The following is a 20,084-nucleotide window of genomic DNA, read 5'->3' as shown; positions in this document are numbered from 1 at the left end:
ACAAGCCCTGAAACAAGAGACTGCTTACTTCTTCAACTTTGCACAAAACCACGTATCTCGTCTATTTTAACATATTTTCCAAGAAAAGAAAAAGAGGAGAAATGGCTTTTTATTGGTTTGGAGCGGAAATTCGTTTGCTCTCTTCCTTTGCAAGATTGCTGACAGCTGCCTTACGGTGCAGTCACTTGACTCACTGGCAGTTTAATGTAAGATAAACAAAAGCAGCCTGTTGAAAAATTAATTTCAGCAGGCTGCTTTTTAAAATGTTTTCGGACGCCTTTAGATTAACGGCGAAGTCCGAGTGAGCTGATAAGATCACGGTAACGGTTAACATCTGTACGGCGAAGGTAAGCCAAGAGGTTACGACGGTGACCGATTTTCTTCATCAAACCACGGTAAGTAGCATGGTCTTTTTTATGCTGTTTAATGTGTTCGTTGAGGTGGTTGATTTCCCAAGTAAGGACAGCAACTTGCACTTCTACAGAACCAGTATCGCCTTCATGACGAGCATACTGAGCGATAATTTCATTTTTTTTCTCTTTTGAGATTGCCATAGTATATTCTCCTTCTGAATCCTTAATCCGAGTGCTAGGTTTTGGCAAGTCCTAGAACCAAGAAAAGGTTACTTGTCTTTAAGACAGTTATTATTCTAGCAAATTCACCACATCAAGTCAAACATCTTTCATGATTTCCAAGAAAAAACAGCCAACCCATACATTAGTACAGGTTGGCCGGGATTAAATTAGAGGTATCAAAATTGATTAGAACATATCAATCAAGAGTTGTTTGAGTTCTGCAATGTATGGCTGACGTGGGTTAGCCGGTGTACATTGATCATCGTATGCCAAGCTTGCCAAGCGGTCAACAGCTGCCTCAAAGGCTTTCTTAGTGACACCGTTTGCTGAGAGTTTTGGCTCAACGCCTACTGCGTGCATCAATTTATCAATGCGTGCGCAGAGTGCTTCGACAAGTTCTGCATCATCTTTGCCTTTCAGACCAAGAGCGCGAGCGATATCAGCGTAGTCACGCTGTGCACGGTATTCTTCATAACGTGGGTAAACAGAACGTTTGACATTTCCTGCTACGCCATTGTAACGGATAACGTGCTGCATAGCGATTGAGATAGCAAGACCGTGCGGAAGTCCGAATTCACCACCAGTCTTGTGAGCCAGTGAGTGGTTAATTCCGAGGAAGGCATTACCGAAGGCCATACCAGCAAGCGTTGAAGCATAGTGCATGTTTTCTTTGGCTTGTTCACCGCGAAGCGTTGGATTCTTAGGATCATAGTTGTAAGCATCTTCCAAGTTTTCGATAATCAACTTGATGGCTTCAAGTGACCATGGACGTGTGAAGTCAGATGCCATAACAGATACATAAGATTCAAGGGCGTGTGATAAAGCATCAAGACCTGACCAAGCTGCTGTACGTTTTGGCACAGTCATAACAAACTCTGGGTCAACGATAGCAACTTGCGGTGTTAATTCATAGTCAGCAAGCGGGTATTTCACGTGTGTGAAGTCATCCGTGATAACGGCGAACGGCGTTACTTCTGCACCTGTACCTGATGTTGTTGGAATACAGAAGAGACGAGTTGCTGTTTGGTGTTTGAATTTCACGATACGTTTACGGATATCAATGAATTTTTGTTGCAATTCAAGGAAGAATTCACTGACATTTTCGTAAGCATCAAGCCAGCCTTCTTCGCGGTCAAGAGACACTTCGTAGATCAAGCGGGCAATCTTAGAGGCATCAATAGCGGAACCACCACCGATAGCAATAACGGTATCAGGCTTGAAGTCACGCATTTGTTTAGCAATTTCAATGGTTTGACCAAGCGTTGGATCTGGTTTGATAGTGCCGTAAAGTGATGTCACCACTTTTTCATCACGAAGTGCTAATTGTGCATAAACCGTATCAACGAAGCCAAATTGAACCATACCTGGGTCAGCAACGATGAGGGCGCGTGTCATTGGTTCATAGGCATCTTGCAGGTAAGAAATAGCGTTCTTTTCGTAGTAAGTTTTTTCTGGCAAACGAATCCATTGAGGACGGTTGCGGCGTTTCGCAACAGTTTTCACGTTCAAGAGGTCGCCAGTAGATAGATTGTGTGACAATGAATTTTTCCCCCATGATCCTGTTCCAAGTGTTAAGCTGGCTTGCAATGCATCTGTATACACATCACCAATACCACCGACTGAGTCTGGTTGGTTAACCAAGATACGAGATGAGTTAAGTGCATCCCCAAATTCTGCAACGAACGGATCAGCTTGTGAACCAATTTGGATAGCACAGTTGTGACCAGCACCTTGGTAATCAAGCAAAGCAGCAACAATTTCGATACCGTCTTGACGGTCTTTGGCTTTGTAAACTGAAAGGAGCGGAGAAAGTTTTTCTGAAGATAGTTTTTCGCCGATGTTTTTCTTGTCCAATTCAAACAAAAGCACATCTTTGCCTTCCGGCAATTTCACACCAGCTTGTTCACAAATCCAGGCAGCTGACATACCGGCAACCGGTCCGTTAACACCGTGGTTGTCATTGAAGACGAAATCTTCAATTTTCTTATAGTCTTTCTTAGGTACTAAGTAAGCACCTTTTTCCTGCATTTTAGCAAGCCATTCTTTGTAAATTGGTGCTTCAATGACTGCTGAGTTTTCAGTCGCACAAATCATACCATTGTCAAAACGTTTTGACAAAAGAAGGTCTTCAACCGCACGGTCAAGGTGGGCAGTTGCATCAACATAAACCGCACCGTTACCGGCACCAACACCCATGGATGGGTTACCTGATTTAAGAGCGGCATTAACCATACCAGGTCCGCCGGTTGCCAAGATTGAAGCAATCTTCTTGTTTGAAATCAAAGCATTGGTATTGGCAATTGATGGTGTCTCAATCCATTGCACAATGTCCTTAGGAGCACCAGCTGCTACCGCTGCGTCATACAAGATTTTAGCCGCATGAGCAGAACATTTTTGAGCCGCAGGGTGGAAAGCAAAGACGATTGCATTGCGTGTCTTCAAAGCAACCAAAATTTTGAACATGGTTGTTGATGTTGGATTGGTTGTTGGCACGATACCAGCCAAAACACCAAGAGGTGCTGCAATTTGGATGCTGCCGGCTACTTTATCTTCACCAATAATGCCAACCGTTTTTTCATTTTTAATACGTTCGTAAACATATTCTGTCGCAAAGTGGTTCTTGGTATCTTTATCTTCGATAACACCACGGCCTGTTTCTTCGTGCGCTTCCTTCGCCAATTCAAGAGCGGCTTCCGAACCGGCAAGCGCCATAGCTGCGACAATTTTATCAACTTGTTCTTGGGAATAGGTTGCGTAAACGCGTTCAGCTTCTACGGCCTTGTCTACAAGTTCCCCCGTGTACTGTTGCGCCAATTCTTCAGCACTGAGTTCTGCAGTTTTAGTTGCTTTTGCCATTAAAAAATCCTCCTACATAAGGTAGTTCATAGAGTTGTTTCCAGAAGAATCGCAGTAGATTAAATCAGTATCAATACTCGGCTGCTGATATGCTGCTCAGGCTTTGTTAGTTTAGCGCTTTCATTTTCAATTAAAATACACCTGCTGTGCACTTTTAAATGAAAGGCTCCCAAATTGAAATTGGCCGAACAAGCAGCCATACAGCAAAATCATCAGCCAAGCATTGAACTGTTTTTAGTCGTCGTGCTATTTGTGATATTCTTCACCAACTATAATAAACCTATTTGGGGAAAAGGTCAAGTATTTTTGTGAATTTTTTCTCAAATTTTTTAAAAAGTTTTACAGATGCTATTTTACCGCTTAATAAAAAGCTCCAGAATCAGTGTCTGGAACCTTTAGACCAAGCTTTTGTCTGTACCAGCAGGATAGAACCTAAAACAAAACTGGCAACAGCAAAGATTAAAAAGGCAGCATTCAAATGCGGATCAATTTGTGCCAAGAGCTGCAGGACAACAGAAGCACAGCCGCCGCCGAGATTGCAGCCAATCAGCACCAGTGTTGTCGCTGCAGTCAGCTGATGGCGCGGGATACGCTCTGAAACCTTATGAAAAACCAGGGTCACGCCTAAACTATAGACAAAGCCGGTAATCAAGGCTCCCAGCCCTAAAAGCCATAACTGCTGAGCCTGCCAAAGCAGCAAGAGACCTGACCCTAAAACTAAAAGAACCAAGGGCATCAAGTAATCTTTAAGCCAGCTAAGCAAAAAACTAAACAGTGTCCCTGCCAAAATTCCCATCAGCATCATTAGGCTTAAAATAAGGCTGGCTTGACCGGCTGTTCCTAACTGCAGTTTATCCACTAAAATGGGAATGCGTAAGGTATTGGCTGAATTTACCAGAATGACAAAGCTTGCATAGAGAGCCATTCCTAAAATGTAGAGCAGCTGACGCGGTGTCAAACTGTCCTTGTGATCTTTCCTGACGACTGTTGTTTCCTTCTTTTCCTCTCTCTGCGGAACAAACAAGAGATATAAAGCTAAAATGAGCAGGCCAAAACCATAAACCAAAAAGGCAGCTGACCACGAATACCCCAGCAGCTGACCAGCTAAAAAGGTCAGAACTGCTGATCCTAAAACTTCCATGGAACCTCTGAGTCCCAGCATTTGCACGCGCGTTTTCCCCGAGAACCGTTCACTGATAATATTAATGGCACGCGCATTGATCAAGCCGATTCCAAATCCCAAAAGCAGACGGGACAGAAAGACGACTCCATAAACCTGAACAAAAACCGGTAAAATACCTCCCAGAGAAAGAAGCGACAAGCCTAAAATAACACTCAAACGCTCTGACAGCAGACGGCCCAGCCAAGGGTTTAGCAGCAGAGTTGCTAAGATAGCAAAAGATGATACGGATAAAAGCAGCTCGACTTGGGCACTGCTGTAGCCTCGTTCCTGATAAAAGGCCACCATCTTAGGAAGAGCAGGGGCGACCGCAAAAGTCGACACCAGCATTAAGGATAATGATAAAAGGCTGGCCTTTTCCAAAAAGTGTTTCATGAAAACTCCTTAAACTTGTTTTTTCTTGTAAATAGAGTATAATCAAACTTAGCAAAGAAAAATATGACATATGTCATAAATAGGGAGAACAAAGCCATGAAAGCCTTAGCCGATTGGATTCAAGAATTCCAGCTGGAAAATATTTTTCCTGCCTATTATTTTGAAAAACTGCAGGTCAAATCGTTTTCTGCCGGACAAAGCATCTGCCAGCAGGGCCAAGACTTGCAGGCACTGTCCTATTTTGTTCAGGGAAAAATCAAAATTGTCCGCCGTCTCTTTAACGGCAAAGAGCATATCTTAGACATTCAGGATAAGCCCACCATTATCGGCGATATTGAATTTTTAACAGATCAGCAGACCGTGTCTTCTGTTATTGCCCTTGAGCAGTCCTGGGTCATTCAGCTGCCGCTTGAAGCTAATAAGGACACGCTACTTAAAGATCCGCTTTTTCTTTTGAAATTGGGACAGGGTCTGGCTCAGGCTCTCTATCAGCAGAATATCCGTGCTTCAACCAACCTTTCTTATACCGTTAAGGAGCGTCTGGCCAGCCATATCTTAGCTGTTCAAAAAGACGGCAGGTTTCGCTTGGAATTGAGTACTCTGGCAGATTCATTCGGTGTCAGCTACCGTCACTTGCTCCGGGTTATTCGAGAGTTCATTGCTCTAGGATTAATCCGCAAGCAAAAACCTTATTATCACATTATTGATGCTAAGCAGCTGAGCCGGTGGCAGATCAAGGAATAAGGGGATTCTTCTAACTTTATTTATCCCTTATTTTGTGCTATATTAAATTTATTGTAAGAACAAGGAGAAAAGAATGTCTATTATAGAAAAACTTACTCGAGCCAGTCATTTGATTGACATGGATGATATTATCCGCGAAGGCAATCCAACTCTTCGCGCTGTTGCTCAGGATGTCACTTTCCCTTTAGCCGATGAGGACATTATTCTGGGTGAAAAAATGCTGCAGTTTCTGAAAAACTCACAAGATCCTGCAACTGCTGAAAAAATGGGGCTGCGCGGCGGTGTCGGTCTGGCTGCGCCCCAGCTGGATATTTCAAAGCGCATTATCGCAGTTCTCGTTCCCAACCCTGAAGATGAGGACGGAAATCCTCCCAAAGAAGCCTATGCCTTAGAAGAAGTGATGTATAACCCTCGGATCATCGCCCATTCTGTTCAGGATGCTGCTCTGGCTGATGGCGAAGGCTGCTTGTCAGTTGACCGTGTCGTCGAAGGCTATGTAATTCGCCATTCCCGTGTTACAATTGAATATTACGATAAAGACGGCAACAAAAAGAAAGTGAAGCTCAAAGGCTTCAACTCCATTGTCGTGCAGCATGAAATTGACCACACCAACGGTATCATGTTCTATGATCGTATCAACGAAAAGAATCCTTTTGAAGTCAAGGAAAATCTGCTGCTTATTGACTAAATCGGCAAAAATCGTCCAATTTAAAAAGGAGCGAAACATTGATTTGTTTCGCTCCTTTTTTATTCTGATTAGATATATCAAGAGGCTAAACGTGAGCTATTGAGATAGACAGGCCTCTGTCAAAAAGGCTCAATCAAGCCACAATCGCTTTTGCGACTTCTTCTGTTGTCATGCGGCTGAAATAATTACTGGTATCAATGGTTTTGAGTCTCTCCAAGACATCCTTATATTCATAGCGGCTGCCGACTAGGAGCTTCTCAATATCTGATACATCACCAATCCCAAAGAAATCACCATAAATTTTGATAGACTTAATCAAGGATTTCTCAACGTTAGCATAGGTAGTAATTTTACCGGCAGGATAGCGGACGCTGCGCTTAATCGTATATTCCGGCGCTGCTCCGTAAATCCAATCCCAGTTGCCAAACTGCTCTTTTTCAGATTGCCTGATGCGCTCCAGCTCAGCTTCTGAAAATTCGTACTCTGTCATATCCGGATTTTCTTCTTTAACTTGTTCCAGAAGGGCATCACGAAAGGCCAGCACGTCCATTTTCTGAGGCAGCTCATCATTAATATTTGTCACCCGAGCTCGGACGGATTTGATGCCTTTGGATTCAATCTTGTCCTTGCTTACTTTAAGTGCATCTGCTAAAACAGACGTATCCACATCAAACATCAGGCAGCCGTGATGCATCATTCGCCCTTTGTAATAAGCCTGAGCATTGCCGCAGAATTTTTTCCCGTCAATTTCGAGGTCATTGCGGCCGGTAAATTCAGCTTTGACTCCTAATTTAGCCAGAGTATCAATAACAGGCTTTGAGAAAGTCTTGAAATCAAAAGCTCCCTCATCTGCCTTATTTGAAATAATCGTATAATTGAGATTGTTAAGGTCATGGTAGACAGCTCCGCCGCCCGATAAACGGCGAACGACATGAATACCGTGAGCATCAGTGTACTCCTTATTAATCTCTTCGATAGCATTCTGGTGTTTGCCGATAACAATTGTCGGCTCATTAATCCAAAGAATAAAAATTTCATCTTCATCCAGCATTTCCCTAAAAGCATAGGCTTCTAAAGCAATATTAAAAGCTGGGTTATTTGAATGACTGACAATATACTTCATTGTTTCTCCCAAAAATTATTAAAAAGGGGATAGCTGCATAAAATTATTTTATCTATCCCCATCACATATAATCTAAATTTCTCAATAATCAGCGGCGTCTTGGCGGATTGTGAACGGCTTCGCCCAAAACATCGGCAAATGCTTCGTACATGTTTTCTGAGAAGGTTGGATGACCGTGGATAGATTGAACCACTTCATCAACTGTCAGCTCATTTTCCATGATGGTTGATGCTTCGTTAATCAATTCTGCTGCAGCCGGGCCAATGATGTGAACACCAAGAATTTCATGGTACTTGGCATCGGCAATGACCTTAACAAAACCTTGAGCTTCGTTTGATGCAATGGCACGGCCGTTACCTGCAAAGCTTGATTTCCCAATCAGCACATCACCATATTTAGCCCGCGCATCTTCTTCGGTAATACCGCACATAGCTACCTCAGGATGGGTATAAACTGCCGCCGGTGTAAAGGCAAGATTGGCCTTGCGAGTGTTGCCGTGCAGGGCATTTTCAGCAGCTACTTCTCCCATGCGGTAAGCAGCATGGGCCAGCATCTTAGTACCGTTAACATCTCCGGGAGCATAGATTCCAGGAATAGACGTTTCTTGATATTCGTCAACTTTAATGCGGCCGCGTTCCATTTCAAGGTCAAGCTTTTCAAGCCCTTTCATTTGCGGCACACGTCCGATTGACAGCAGCGCCTTTTCAGCCACAACTTCTTCACCGTTATTGAGCTTCAAAGTCAGTTGGTTATTGGCTTCAACAATTTCTTCCACACCGACCGACGTTTTAATCGTCATGCCCTTCTTAGCCAAGATTTTTTGCAGCTCAAGAGAAACTTCCTTATCCATGGCAGGAATAATGCGGTCAGCCATTTCAATAACAGTGACTTCAACACCATACGATGCCCAGACAAGTCCAAGCTCAATACCGACAACACCGCCGCCCATAACAGCCAGAGACTTAGGAATTTCACGCAAATCAAGAATATCATCTGAGGTCAAAACAAGCGGTGAATCAATACCTGGAATATTAATACGCGACACCTTAGAACCGGTCGCTAAAATAATGTTATGACCCTTGATTGTTTCAGAACCAATTGTCACGGTTTTATCAGGATTAACCTGTCCAAGACCATTAAAAATAGCAACTTTATTGGCTTTCAGCAAACCATTGACTCCGCTGGTCAGGGTTTTAACAACTGAGTTTTTGAAATCCACAGTCTTATCCATATCGATAGTATAGTTGGTTGAGGCAAAATTGATACCGCGGCCGGCTGCAATCTTAATACCATCAAGAATTTCAGCATTCTTCAGATAAGTCTTAGTTGGAATACAGCCCTTATTCAGGCAAACGCCGCCAAATTCTGATTTTTCGACGATGGCCACCTTGCCTCCCAGCTGTGCACCGCGAATAGCAGCGTAATAACCGGCAGGACCGCCTCCGACAACAATAATATCATACTCATCATCAGCCAGCGGTGCCCTTTGAGCAACTGCTTGTTCGGCCGGTGCCTCAGGAACTTCAAGGCCGGCTGCCTTTAGATCATCGGCAGAAGCTGCCGGAGCTGTACTTGTTTCAACCACTTCACCGGCTGCACCGATGTAGCCGATGACTTCTGTTACCGGAACGACTTCGCCATCACCCTTGACAATTTTCAGCAGCACTCCCGAATCTTCGGCTTCGATTTCCATATTTGTCTTATCAGACATGATTTCAAGCAAGATATCGCCTTCCTTGACCTCATCCCCTTCTTGTTTTTTCCACTCGATGATTTCGCCTTCCTGCATGTCAACACCGAGCTTTGGCATAATGATTTCAACTGCCATTTTTTTCTCCTTTTAAACTCTATAATAATAAGATCGTTTACCTGTTTGTACTTACCATTTTACAACTATTAGATAAGCAGCTCAAATGGATTTTCCATCAATTTTTTAAGATCAACCATGAACTTAGCCCCGTTCATGCCATCAACAAGGCGGTGGTCAATAGTCAAGCACATAGCCATAATCGGCCGCACAGCAATTTCACCGTCAACAACTGTCGGCGTTGGAACCGTTGCACCAACACCCAGAATGGCTGAGTTCGGCTGATTGATAATCGGATTGAAGGTCTTGGTGCCAAACATTCCTAAGTTTGTGATTGAGAATGTTGAACCGGACATTTCAGCCGCTTTTAGTTTACCAGTCTGTGCTTTTTTGATGATATCCTTTGATGCCACAACGAAGTCTGACAGGCTCATCTGATCAGCCCCGTGAACAACCGGCACAAGAAGTCCCTCATCAAGACCGACTGCAATACCCAGATTGACAAATTTGTGCAGTTCAATTTCTGTCGCATCATTGATCAAAGAAGCATTGAGATAGCGATGTTCAGGTTTCATCAGCGTTTTAACCACGGCCAGACCGATAAGATCAGTGAAGCTGACTTTCAAACCGGTTTTTTCCATGATGGGCTCAATCAGTTTTTTCCGCAGAGCCATCATTTCTGTCATGTCAATATCATAATTGAGGGTAAAGGTTGGCGCTGTCAGATAAGAGTTAACCATACTTTTAGCAACTGCTTTGCGCATGGCTGACATCTTAATAATTTCAACACCTTCCGGCAGCTCAGCCGCTGCAGGAGCCGCAGGAACCTCAGTCTTCTCTTGGGCTGGCTGACTGCTTTCAAGAACGGCCAGAACATCTTCCTTGACGATCTTCCCGCCAAAGCCGGTCGCTGTTATGTCAGCAAGGTCTATTCCCTTGTCTTCAGCTATTTTACGAGCCAGCGGTGTTGCCTTAGGCTGGGCAGCCTTAAAGTCTTCAACATCGTCTTCATGAACTCGGCCATTTGCACCTGTGCCTGAAACTTGACTGAGATCAACTTTCAGCTCACGCGCAGCTCTGCGCGCTGCGGGAGTGGCCCGCACTTTTGTAGCGCTTTGAGAAGCAGCCGGTCGGCTTAAAGCCGGCTTATCTGCAGCTTGTTCTGCCGTTTGAGACGAAACCGGCTGAGCCGCTGCCTCCTTAACATCAACCACTTCACCAGCTGCACCGATGTAACCGATGACTTCTGTTACCGGAACGACTGCGCCATCACCCTTGACAATTTTCAGCAGTACACCCGAATCTTCGGCTTCGATTTCCATATTTGTCTTATCAGACATGATTTCAAGCAAGATATCGCCTTCCTTGACCTCATCCCCTTCTTGTTTTTTCCACTCGATGATTTCGCCTTCCTGCATGTCAACACCGAGCTTTGGCATAATGATTTCAACTGCCATTTCTTTCCCTTCCTTTATAAAATCAAGATTAGAACAGAACTGTTCCAATTCTTATTTTATTGTTTTCATATATAGACTGCGCAATTTCCAAAACGTATACTGTTCTATCCAAATTAAACATTGCTGCAGTTTTTTAAACTATAGCTGGTTGATAGCTGAACTACCCCAGCAGTCAAACAGATTTAGGCATTTATGACAAGAATAAGGCAGTCAATTGAACTTACTCTTCTCCGGCATTTATTTTATAATCAGCCTTTGCCCTTACGAACCTGCTTGTAAATAGCTGTTTTAATTTTTTCTACATTCGGTAAAATCGCATTTTCAAGAACATTAGAATACGGAACCGGTACATCTTCTGAAGCCAGACGAACAATTGGTGCGTCCAGATAATCAAAGGCTTCGCTTTCGGTAATCACAGTCGCAATCTCACCGGTAAAGCCGCCTGTCTTATAAGCATCATTAACCAAAATAACTTTTCCGGTCTTTTTAACAGAATTAATAATCAAGTCTTTATCAAGCGGAATTAAAGTTCTAGGATCAACTACTTCAACGCTGATGCCTTCTGCTGCAACCTCATCTGCTGCCTGCAGCACGCGCTCCAGCATCCGGCCGTAAGATACAATGGTAACATCGCTTCCTTCACGCTTAATATCACCCTTGCCAAGCGGAATATAGAAATCAGGATCCAAATTGACTTCTTCTTTTTTACCATAAAGCGCCTTGGGCTCCATGAAAATAACGATATTGTTATCTTGAATAGATGATTTCAAAAGCGCCTTGGACTCATTTACAGTCCCCGGTGCAACCACCTTGATGCCTGGAATATGCGTCAGCCAAGCTTCAAGAGACTGTGAGTGCTGAGCTGCCGAGCCAATTCCTGAGCCTGAAGCCACGCGGAAAGTTACCGGTGTTTTCAGACCGCCGCCAAACATATAGTTAGCCTTAGCCCCTTGATTGACAATGGCATCCATAGCAATCGTGATAAAATCCATGAACGTTAAATCCACAATCGGACGAAGACCTGTCTGGGCAGCACCAATCGCAGAGCCTGCAATCGCAGCTTCTGAAATCGGGGTATCTTTAACACGTTTTTCTCCAAACTCAGCCAGCATACCAACAGAAGTACCAAAGTCCCCGCCGTAAACACCGACATCTTCTCCCATCAGGAAAACCTTATCATCTTTGCGCATCTCCTCGCTCATGGCAAGATTAATCGCTTCACGCAAAGCTACTACTTTTGTTTCAGTCATTTAAATTCTCTCCTCTATCAAAAAAGTAAACTGCTCTTTTTTCGAACCGCAGAGCAGGAGCAAAAATACTGCTCTGCCTATTAACTGTTACAGTTCTCAGACTGTTTTTTGACAAAATAGCTTAATCTACCCAGACATCTTCAAAAGCTACTGAGAGTTCTGGTTCCGGGCTGTCTTGAGCAAACTTGACGGCCTCTTCAATTTCCTGAGCAACCTCTGCCTCAATGGCATCAAGTTCTTCATCGGTAGCAATTTTATTGTCTGTCAAATAAGTACGGTATTTTTTCAGAGGATCCTTAGCCTTCCAAGCATCTACTTCTTCTTTGGTACGGTAGGCACCGGCATCAGCTGTTGAGTGGCCAAACCAGCGGTAAGACTCAACTTCGACGATAGCAGGGCCATTGCCGGAGCGAACATAGTCAATAACTTCGTGCATCTTTTCATAAACAGCGATGACATCGTTACCGTCTTCAACATAATAGCCCGGAATTCCATAAGCATCTGCACGCATGTAAAGGTGAGGAATTTTAGTTGAATAATTAATATCTGTCGAGATACCGTAACGGTTGTTGATAATAAAGAAAATAACCGGCAGATTCCAGACCGCAGCCAAATTGACAGACTCATGAAAGGATCCTTCATTTGTCGCAGAGTCACCTGAAAAAGCAATGACAATATTGCCTGTTCCTTCATATTGCTGCGTTAAAGCAGCACCAGCTGCCAGAGCATAGCCGCCGCCAACAATCCCATTAGTTCCGTAATTGCCCTTTTCAAGATTGGCTAAGTGCATGGAACCTCCGCGGCCCTTAGAAGAGCCAGTTGCCTTGCCGGCCAGCTCTGCAAAGAGTGCAGGAATATCAATTCCTTTAGCAATCGTCTGACCATGTCCGCGGTGGTTGGAAAAGATAATATCCTGATCTGTCAAATCAGCAATAGCGCCAACTGAAGCAGCTTCTTCTCCGACCGAGAAGTGAGTCATCCCTTGTACAAAACCACGGCGTACAAGTTTATTGAGTTTCATATCAACATCGCGAATGCGCTGCATTTTTAGAAACATATCCAAATATTGCTCTTTAGACAAAGTTACCATAATAACCTCCAAAATTCTTTCTTACTCTTCTATCATAGACTAAATTTTCACAATCTGCAAGAATTTTAACCGCTTTCTAAGCCTATAACAATGGTTTTCTTGTGTTCTTAATTATTTATTTCACAAACTTTTCTCAAAGACTTTTAAGACGCTGTTCCTAAGCATTTTTTTGATTTGCCAAGAAACAGATCGCTGCTTTCATAGTTAAAAAGCCGAGACATCTGCGAGCACCCTTTTGCAGGATTAGCACAAAGTCTCAGCTTCTTTTGAAAATTTGCTGATGTGAATTATCCTAGTTATCGCAGGCAGACAGCAAGGCATCCGCTTGATCAGACAGCTCCGCTAATTTTTCCTGCGAAACTTCCAGAATTCCTGTTCCCCAAGCTTCCGGATTGATAGGCACACCTGTCAGCTGATCAACCAGCTTCATACGGATAAAAGGCAGCAAAGAACGGTAATCTTTAAAGACTTCTTCTGCTGATATACCATTAGCTACCGATGAAACAGTCACCAATTTATCCTGAAGAACAGACGGACCCGTTGGGTCTGACAAATCAAGAGCACGCGACAGCCAGTCGAGTAAATTTTTGACCACTCCCGGGATGGCGTAGTTATACACCGGTGAAAAAATCCAGATGGCATCCGCTTCTTGGATTTCCTCGCGGGTATGGACCACCTCAGGATGCACCGGTACCTCTAAATCCTGATTAAACAAGGGAACACGCTCATAATCCAAGTAAGAAACATGAGCTCTGTCCCCTATTATTTCTTCCGCTTTCTTCGCTAATTGCCGATTAAATGATCCTGTGCTAAATGAACCAACAATGAATAGAATTTTCTTTGTCATAAAATCTCCTTAAAAGTTAAATTTATCACTAAATAGTAATAATGAGCCAGCCCTGCCCTGTATAATAATTGCTTTTTCTTAAAGATTTTTAAATTTCTTCAGCAGATCAATCAGAAGCAGCTGCTCTTCTTTAGTCATGACCGAAAAGGATCTTTCGACCAGAGCAATATGTTCAGGCAAAGCTTTTTGAATCAGCTGCCTGCCAGCCTCGGTCAAGCCAACAACCCAGGCACGCTTGTCTTTTGGATCGGGCTTTCGATAAATCCAGCCATTGCGCTCCATATTTTTAATGACGACCGTCATATTTCCGGATGTTGCCAATATAGAAGAAATCAAGCGGCTGATAGTCATCTCTCCCTTGGCATACAGAACATCTAAAACCGCAAACTGTGTCGGTGTCAGGCCGTTGTCCTTATAGCTGGGAGCAACTTGGGCATCAATTGTTCGCATGGCTTTTCGAAAAACAACCATGGCCTTGACTGCGGGATTCTTATCTAAATTCCCCATACAACTCCTCCTATGGTCTGTATCACCTTTTATTTTACTACTAGTTAGTGTTATTAGCAAGAAAGATCTCCTGCTTTTACTCACTCTCTCTTTTATCCTCTCAGAAAACACCTTGTTCATAGAATTCAGCTGTCCATAGCAAAAAAACCGGAAAAAAAATATTCCGGTTTTATAAAATATTAGAAAATATCATCAAAAAGTGATAATTGATTATCTTCCGGCATATTGCCAAGAATTCCCATATCACTCATCTTCTCAACCAGGGTAGAAGACAGACCGCCGCGTTTGCGCAGTTCGGTTTTGGAAAGGAACTCTCCTTCACTGCGTGCCTTAACAATCTGCCTAGCGACGTTTTCGCCCAAGCCTTCCAAAGCTACAAAAGGCGGTATTAACGTATCCCCGTCAATAAGAAATTCCGTAGCTTCGCTTCGGTACAAATCCAGCTGGCCAAATTTAAAGCCGCGCTCCAGCATCTCATTGACAATTTCCAGAGTCGTAAAAAGATCAATTTCAACATTGGAAGCCTCATTGTTGCGCCTTTTCTGGCTAATATCAGCCATGCGTGCCTTAACAGCATTAAGACCGGCACTCATTGTTTTGAGTTCAAAGGCTTTAGCACGAATGGAGAAATAAGCACAGTAGTAGTAAATAGGATAGTGAACCTTGAAATAAGCAACACGCAGAGCCATCAAAACATAAGCTGCTGCATGGGCCTTGGGGAACATGTACTTAATCTTTCCGCAGGATTCAATGTACCAGTCAGGGACATTATTTTCACGCATAGCTGCGATATAGCCGTTGCGCTCTTCCTCAGAAATTTTCAGCCAGGCTCCCTTACGCACGCGCTCCATAATGGTAAAGGCCATCTTCGGCTCCAGACCCGCATGCATCAAATAAACCATAATATCGTCACGACAGCCGATAACCGTTGACAAAGTAGCAATCCCCTGCTTAATCAGATCCTGAGCATTCCCCAGCCAGACATCTGTTCCGTGAGAGAGCCCCGAGAGCTGCAGAAGCTCCGCAAACGTCGTCGGGTGGGTTTCATCAACCATGCCGCGGACAAAATTAGTCCCAAACTCAGGAATCCCCAGCATCCCTGTCGGTGTTCCGATTTGTTCCTCAGTAACTCCTAGAACTTCTGTCCCTGAAAAAAGTTTCATGACATCAGGATCATCAGCCGGGATATCCTTAGGATTAATCCCGGACAAATCCTGCAATTTCCTAATCATGGTCGGATCATCATGGCCGAGAACATCAAGTTTAAGGACATTTTCATCAATATCGTGGAAGTTAAAGTGGGTCGTCTGCCATTCGGCCGTCAAATCATCAGCCGGATACTGAACAGGCGTAAAATCATAGACATCCATGTAATTGGGAATAACAACAATCCCCCCCGGATGCTGGCCGGTTGTCCGTTTCACACCGGCTGATCCTTGTGCCAGACGGTCAACTTCAGCATCGCGGTAAAATTTGCCGTAATCCCGCTCATAACCCTTAACAAAACCGTAGGCTGTTCTGTCAGCAACAGTACCTACAGTTCCCGCACGAAAGGCATATTCTTCTCCAAAAATATCGCGGACATCCAAGTGAGCACTCGGCTGATCATCGCCTGAGAAGTTCAGATCGATATCGGGAACCTTATCCCCATCAAAGCCTAAGAAGGTTTCAAAAGGAATATCCTGACCATCTTTTTGATAGCTATGGCCGCACTCAGGACAATTTTTATCAGGCAGGTCGTAGCCGGAACCGACAGAACCGTCGGTAATAAATTCGGAATGCTTGCAATTAGGGCAAATATAATGAGGCGGCATAGGATTAACTTCTGTAATCCCAATCATGGTCGCTACAAAACTGGAGCCGACAGAACCGCGCGAGCCAACCAAATAACCGCGTTGATTAGAGCGTTCTACCAACATCTGCGAAGCTAGGTAGATCACCGCAAAGCCGTTCCCCAAAATCGACGTCAGTTCCTTTTCAATGCGCAGATCAATAATGTCGGGCAGAGGATTGCCATAGATTTCAAAGGCCTTTTCATAGGTCATCTCAGCAACCTTTTCTTCGGCATTTTCAATAAAGGGGGTATAGAGATCTCCCTTGACAACCTCAACATCCTCAAAGCGATCTGCCATAGCATTGGGATTTTTGATCACAATCTCGCGTGCCAGTTCTTCTCCTAAAAAGGCAAAATCATCCAGCATTTCATTGGTTGTCCGGAAATGCGCTTCAGGCAAAGGAGCCGGCTGGGCAGCTTCCCCGCGGCCAATGGGGCGGTTAATCATGGCTCCCTGTCCCAGACTTCTGACGATAATCTCACGATAAATCCCATCTTCCGGCTCCAAATAATGAACATCACCTGTTGCCAGAACCGGCTTATCCAAGCGTCTTCCAACTTCGATCAAGTCCTTGATAATCTGCTCAAGCCCCGCTTTATCTTTAACCAATTCGCGAGCCAAAAGAGGCTCATAGAGGGCAGGCGGCATAACTTCAATAAAATCATAGTATTTAGCCACTTCAACAGCCGCATCAATCCCATTTGATAAGACGGCATCAAAAACTTCACCGTCTGAGCAGGCTGTCCCCAATAAAAGACCCTCGCGGTACTCATCAAGTACTGTTCTTGGTATTCTGGCTACACCGGCAAAATAAGTAACATTGGACAGACTGACCAGTTTAAACAGATTTTTCAGCCCCTTTTGATTGAGCACATAAATGGTCGCATGCTTAACTCGGGCTTTCTTATAAGAATCGTCATCAACAATTTTGGTATTCAAATCTAAAAGATTAGTAACATCGTGCTTTTCTTTAGCTTCCCGAAGAAAGATGAAAAGCAGGCGGCCCGTTGCTTCCGCATCATAATTGGCCATATGGTGATGCTCCAAAGATACCTGAAAACGTTTCGTCAAAGGCCCTAGACCATGGCGCTTGTATTCAGGATAGAGATTGCGGGCAAATTCTAAGGTATCAATAACCGGCTGTGTGATTGTCGGCAAGCCGTTTCGCTCATAATTCGCATTCATAAAGCCAACGTCAAAAGTTGCATTGTGAGCCACCAAAACCGTATCTTGGCAAAAGGCCTGAAATTCTTGCAAAACCTGCAGAAGCGGTTTTGCCCCTTTAACATGCTGATCCGTAATCCCTGTTAAGTCAGTCGTGAACTGGCTGAGGGGGTAGCCCGGGTCAATAAATTCATCAAACTGCTCAACAATATTTCCCTTATACATCTTAGATGCAGCAATTTGAATCAAATCGTTATTGACGGCTGAGAGGCCTGTTGTTTCCACGTCAAAAACAACATAGGTCGCCTCGTTCATGTCCAGATCAATTTCATTATAGGTGATAGGCACGCGGTCTTCGACAAGATTTGCCTCCAAGCCAAACAAGACTTTGATGCCATTCTTTTTACCGGCATGATATCCATGAGGGAAGCTCTGCACATTCGCATGGTCAGTAATCGCTACCGCCGGATGTCCAAACTGAGCCGCTTTGGCAACCAATTGCTCAACAGTTGGCAGGGCATCCATCGTGGACATATTCGTATGAGCATGAAATTCAACACGTTTTTCTCCCTCAGGCATCAAGTCTTTTCGCTCTTGGTGGACAATGGTCTTAACATTCTGCACATTCATAGTCAGCGCCTTTGTAAAGGGGTTATTTTCAATATTCCCCCGTACCCGCAGCCAAGACCCCTTGGTAATCATGTCATATTTTTTAAGTTCTTCATCATCTTTCACCCATTTTTGCATAGGAAAACTGGAAGTATAATCGGTCATTTTAAAATTGATAATGTGACGGCCAGTCCTTGTTGTCTTGCGCTCAACATCAAAAACTACGCCTTCAAAGGTAATGCGATTTTCTTCTGTTTCAATTTCAACCATGGGCGTAATATCCGCCTTGTCAAAGGCCCTTTGCCGCTCTTTGATACGTTCTTTAAAATCATAAGCAGGTTTAGGAGCCTCTTCAGCAGGCGGCATCGACGCTTCCAAAGATTTCTGAACCTGTAAGGCTTCTTGGCTGGCCTTTTGAATCTGCTGCTCACGGGAAGCCTCAAAATGCGTCTTGAGGTCCTGAGTCATTGCCTGATCAGAAACAATATCAAAAGTCAGCTGCCCAAAGCCGAAGCGCTCGAACTGCTGTTCCAATTTAGGCAGATGATTTTGGCGGAAATGATCATTATTAACAAATTGCGGTGCTGCAATCAGAACCTTATTCCCATCATAAGAAACTTTTAAATGAGAAAAAGAACTCTTAAAACTGGCACTGTTGCAAGAAGGCAGCTCAAAAGCTTCTTGATAATAAGCCTGCAAGAGTTCATCAGAAAAGTTAGGGTGACTCACCTCAATGTCAAAAACAGCCTTAATATCAGCTTTTTCAAAACTAGAAACAAGACGGCTGGATAATTCCCGATAAAGATCAATCGGCAAAACGGCGTCAAACGAAAAGCGAAAATCCCAAACACGGCTCTCAGGCCAAACCTTCACTTCCACAATATCGGCAGACGAAAAAGCCCTTGAAGTTTTCATTTCAAGCGGCATTTCAATCTGATCCATCAGTTTTTTAAACATTTCTGACATATCAATTCCTCACAATTACTAGTTCTATTCTATCATAATTCAAAACTATTGACGAGACAAAAGTCAAAACTTCCAGTGCAGCCAATGAAACAAGCAGCTATTCGTATGCAAACAATTAATCCTGCATTATTAACTAATTCTCTCAAATTGTGGCAGCACTTATCAGTAAAATCAAAGCATTTCATTATAAATATGATAAAAAAGTCTTCAAACCACTGTTTGAAGACTCTAAACTATACCGGCGGCCGGGGTCGAACCGGCACGTCCGTGAGGACACTGGATTTTGAGTCCAGCGCGTCTGCCAATTCCGCCACGCCGGCTAGTATAATTACAAACTGGGGTAGCTGGATTCGAACCAGCGCATGAGGGAGTCAAAGTCCCTTGCCTTACCGCTTGGCTATACCCCAATAATAAAGGCGAGTGATGGGGATCGAACCCACGCATGCCAGAGCCACAATCTGGTGTGTTAACCACTTCACCACACCCGCCAAAATATTATTAACACGGGCAGTAGGAATTGAACCCACACTGAAGGTTTTGGAGACCTTAGTTCTACCTTTAAACTATGCCCGTAAGGTATGGAAGGGGAGGGATTCGAACCCCCGAACCCGAAGGAGCGGATTTACAGTCCGCCGCGTTTAGCCTCTTCGCTACCCTTCCTAAAATTATATACTATGGCGCGGGACGGAATCGAACCGCCGACACATGGAGCTTCAATCCATTGCTCTACCAACTGAGCTACCGAGCCTTCCTATTGCGGGAGCAGGATTTGAACCTACGACCTTCGGGTTATGAGCCCGACGAGCTACCTAACTGCTCCATCCCGCGACAATAATAACAGTATTCAGACTAAAATCCTAGTAAAAAAGATAAACTTCCTTGCGTGCTAACCACGCTGCGTCAGTTCCCTACTTTTATACGGATTTTCTTAACGTCTTCATGACTTAAGGAGGATGTGGGATTCGAACCCACGCACGCTTTTACACGCCTGACGGTTTTCAAGACCGTTCC

Annotated in this window: 12 protein-coding genes, 7 tRNA genes and 2 pseudogenes; 2 read left to right on the top strand and 19 right to left on the bottom strand. The window is 44.0% G+C overall.

Annotated features, from left to right (window positions below):
* Positions 1-284: 284 nt before the first annotated feature.
* The 3 genes from rpsO to G573_RS0103555 all read right to left on the bottom strand — a co-directional run bounded on the left by rpsO (position 285) and on the right by G573_RS0103555 (position 4,986).
* Positions 285-554 carry a 30S ribosomal protein S15 gene (rpsO, locus tag G573_RS0103565; protein ID WP_003090378.1) on the bottom strand — a complete coding sequence of 90 codons (270 nt, stop codon included), beginning with the start codon at positions 552-554 and terminating at the stop codon, positions 285-287.
* Between the two features lie 207 nt (positions 555-761).
* Positions 762-3,431 carry a bifunctional acetaldehyde-CoA/alcohol dehydrogenase gene (adhE, locus tag G573_RS0103560; protein ID WP_027975421.1) on the bottom strand — a complete coding sequence of 890 codons (2,670 nt, stop codon included), beginning with the start codon at positions 3,429-3,431 and terminating at the stop codon, positions 762-764.
* 379 nt (positions 3,432-3,810) lie between these two features.
* Positions 3,811-4,986 (bottom strand): MFS transporter, encoded by a 1,176-nt coding sequence (locus tag G573_RS0103555; RefSeq protein ID WP_027975420.1) that lies wholly within the window; start codon positions 4,984-4,986, stop codon positions 3,811-3,813.
* Positions 4,987-5,082: 96 nt separating this feature from the next.
* Here G573_RS0103555 and G573_RS0103550 point away from each other — a divergent pair, with 96 nt between their 5' ends.
* Positions 5,083-5,730: a cyclic nucleotide-binding domain-containing protein gene (locus G573_RS0103550; protein ID WP_027975419.1), complete on the top strand. Its 648-nt coding sequence runs from the start codon at positions 5,083-5,085 to the stop codon at positions 5,728-5,730.
* A gap of 73 nt (positions 5,731-5,803) precedes the next feature.
* On the top strand, positions 5,804-6,418 hold the full coding sequence (def, locus tag G573_RS0103545; protein ID WP_027975418.1) for a peptide deformylase: 615 nt from the start codon (positions 5,804-5,806) through the stop codon (positions 6,416-6,418).
* Positions 6,419-6,551: 133 nt separating this feature from the next.
* Here def and lplA read toward each other — a convergent pair whose 3' ends face one another.
* The 16 genes and pseudogenes from lplA to G573_RS0103470 all read right to left on the bottom strand — a co-directional run bounded on the left by lplA (position 6,552) and on the right by G573_RS0103470 (position 19,901).
* Positions 6,552-7,541, bottom strand: coding sequence for a lipoate--protein ligase (gene lplA / locus G573_RS0103540; protein ID WP_027975417.1), 990 nt, complete (start codon positions 7,539-7,541; stop codon positions 6,552-6,554).
* Positions 7,542-7,629: 88 nt separating this feature from the next.
* A complete protein-coding gene (gene lpdA, locus G573_RS0103535) occupies positions 7,630-9,369 on the bottom strand; it encodes a dihydrolipoyl dehydrogenase (protein ID WP_027975416.1) in 1,740 nt (579 codons plus the stop codon).
* Positions 9,370-9,437: 68 nt separating this feature from the next.
* Positions 9,438-10,454: pseudogene (locus tag G573_RS0103530) on the bottom strand (dihydrolipoamide acetyltransferase); the annotation flags it as partial.
* A gap of 101 nt (positions 10,455-10,555) precedes the next feature.
* Positions 10,556-10,805 (bottom strand): annotated as a pseudogene (locus tag G573_RS11765) (biotin/lipoyl-containing protein); the annotation flags it as partial.
* Between the two features lie 248 nt (positions 10,806-11,053).
* Entirely contained in the window at positions 11,054-12,055 is a 1,002-nt protein-coding gene (locus tag G573_RS0103525; protein WP_027975414.1) for an alpha-ketoacid dehydrogenase subunit beta, read from the bottom strand.
* A gap of 121 nt (positions 12,056-12,176) precedes the next feature.
* A complete protein-coding gene (locus tag G573_RS0103520; RefSeq protein ID WP_027975413.1) occupies positions 12,177-13,145 on the bottom strand; it encodes a thiamine pyrophosphate-dependent dehydrogenase E1 component subunit alpha in 969 nt (322 codons plus the stop codon).
* 292 nt (positions 13,146-13,437) lie between these two features.
* The gene (locus tag G573_RS0103515) at positions 13,438-13,992 is read right to left on the bottom strand and encodes an NADPH-dependent FMN reductase (RefSeq protein WP_027975412.1); all 555 of its coding nucleotides are present in this window, start codon (positions 13,990-13,992) and stop codon (positions 13,438-13,440) included.
* 78 nt (positions 13,993-14,070) lie between these two features.
* A complete protein-coding gene (locus G573_RS0103510) occupies positions 14,071-14,499 on the bottom strand; it encodes a MarR family winged helix-turn-helix transcriptional regulator (protein ID WP_027975411.1) in 429 nt (142 codons plus the stop codon).
* Between the two features lie 179 nt (positions 14,500-14,678).
* Positions 14,679-19,073, bottom strand: a complete 4,395-nt coding sequence (locus G573_RS0103505) for a PolC-type DNA polymerase III (protein WP_027975410.1) — start codon at positions 19,071-19,073, stop codon at positions 14,679-14,681.
* 236 nt (positions 19,074-19,309) lie between these two features.
* Positions 19,310-19,393 (bottom strand) — tRNA-Leu (locus G573_RS0103500).
* Positions 19,394-19,408: 15 nt separating this feature from the next.
* Positions 19,409-19,480: transfer RNA gene (locus G573_RS0103495), tRNA-Gln, on the bottom strand.
* An 8-nt stretch (positions 19,481-19,488) separates the two neighbouring features.
* A tRNA-His gene (locus tag G573_RS0103490) sits at positions 19,489-19,561 on the bottom strand.
* A gap of 14 nt (positions 19,562-19,575) precedes the next feature.
* Positions 19,576-19,646 (bottom strand) — tRNA-Trp (locus tag G573_RS0103485).
* Positions 19,647-19,652: 6 nt separating this feature from the next.
* Positions 19,653-19,733 (bottom strand) — tRNA-Tyr (locus tag G573_RS0103480).
* 15 nt (positions 19,734-19,748) lie between these two features.
* Positions 19,749-19,821: transfer RNA gene (locus tag G573_RS0103475), tRNA-Phe, on the bottom strand.
* 6 nt (positions 19,822-19,827) lie between these two features.
* Positions 19,828-19,901 (bottom strand) — tRNA-Met (locus tag G573_RS0103470).
* Positions 19,902-20,084 lie beyond the last annotated feature (183 nt).

It is taken from the genome of Streptococcus devriesei DSM 19639 (assembly GCF_000423725.1).
Classification (GTDB): domain Bacteria; phylum Bacillota; class Bacilli; order Lactobacillales; family Streptococcaceae; genus Streptococcus; species Streptococcus devriesei.
Note: the sequence above shows the minus strand (reverse complement) of the source record. Positions and strands in the feature narration are given on the sequence as shown.

Coding starts and splice junctions, on each gene's coding strand:
- adhE (WP_027975421.1), bottom strand. CDS start 3,431: ATGGCAAAAGCAACTAAAACTGCAGAACTCAGTGCTGAAGAATTGGCG.
- rpsO (WP_003090378.1), bottom strand. CDS start 554: ATGGCAATCTCAAAAGAGAAAAAAAATGAAATTATCGCTCAGTATGCT.
- G573_RS0103550 (WP_027975419.1), top strand. CDS start 5,083: ATGAAAGCCTTAGCCGATTGGATTCAAGAATTCCAGCTGGAAAATATT.
- G573_RS0103515 (WP_027975412.1), bottom strand. CDS start 13,992: ATGACAAAGAAAATTCTATTCATTGTTGGTTCATTTAGCACAGGATCA.
- G573_RS0103555 (WP_027975420.1), bottom strand. CDS start 4,986: ATGAAACACTTTTTGGAAAAGGCCAGCCTTTTATCATTATCCTTAATG.
- G573_RS0103510 (WP_027975411.1), bottom strand. CDS start 14,499: ATGGGGAATTTAGATAAGAATCCCGCAGTCAAGGCCATGGTTGTTTTT.
- G573_RS0103525 (WP_027975414.1), bottom strand. CDS start 12,055: ATGACTGAAACAAAAGTAGTAGCTTTGCGTGAAGCGATTAATCTTGCC.
- lpdA (WP_027975416.1), bottom strand. CDS start 9,369: ATGGCAGTTGAAATCATTATGCCAAAGCTCGGTGTTGACATGCAGGAA.
- def (WP_027975418.1), top strand. CDS start 5,804: ATGTCTATTATAGAAAAACTTACTCGAGCCAGTCATTTGATTGACATG.
- lplA (WP_027975417.1), bottom strand. CDS start 7,541: ATGAAGTATATTGTCAGTCATTCAAATAACCCAGCTTTTAATATTGCT.
- G573_RS0103520 (WP_027975413.1), bottom strand. CDS start 13,145: ATGGTAACTTTGTCTAAAGAGCAATATTTGGATATGTTTCTAAAAATG.
- G573_RS0103505 (WP_027975410.1), bottom strand. CDS start 19,073: ATGTCAGAAATGTTTAAAAAACTGATGGATCAGATTGAAATGCCGCTT.